This is a genomic window from Mycobacterium sp. NAZ190054 (assembly GCF_001545925.1).
In the GTDB taxonomy this organism is placed as follows: domain Bacteria; phylum Actinomycetota; class Actinomycetes; order Mycobacteriales; family Mycobacteriaceae; genus Mycobacterium.
This window is the reverse complement of the sequence record NZ_LMVQ01000533.1, coordinates 1-543: the sequence shown is the minus strand read 5'-3', so window position 1 is coordinate 543 and position 543 is coordinate 1. Positions and strand designations below refer to the sequence as shown.

Genomic DNA, 543 nt, shown 5'->3' with positions numbered 1-543 from the left:
CCAGCGCGGTCTCGAGCACGTTCTTGGTCAACTCGTTGAGCAGGCCATTCGGGCCGACCAGCTCAATTCCCTGTTCTTTCGCCTGCGCCAGCAGCTGCTCAGCGAGCTGGCGTTGATCCACATCGGTTGCCATGGAGTCGAGTGTTTCTGACATCGTCAGTCCTTCCCGCCAAGCTCACGCCCGGCGTGTCAGACCAAGACCAGATCCACCGTTATTCAGACAGACCCTTCAAGGCCCGGGCGGTGCAGTTGGTCATCGGGCACACCGCGGAGTACGACAGCCGCACGGCCTGGCCTGCTCCGCGTTTTTCAGACTGCGGATTTCGCGGGAATTAAGCCGCGAGCTGTGAATTCATATATTCGGTGCGTCCATTTCGTGTCCAGCGGGTAGACACGAATTTCGGTGATTTCGTGACTGGCCTGCTCCGCGTTTTTCAGACTGCGGATTTCGCGGGAATTAAGCCGCGAGCTGTGAATTCATATATTCGGTGCGGACTTCATGCGGTGTGCGGTAGCCGAGCGCGGAGTGAAGTCTGCGTCGAT

General features: G+C 58.4%; 1 pseudogene. It reads right to left on the bottom strand.

Annotated elements, in window-relative coordinates:
• Positions 1 to 154: pseudogene (locus ASJ79_RS25435) on the bottom strand (IS256 family transposase); the annotation flags it as partial.
• Positions 155 to 543 lie beyond the last annotated feature (389 nt).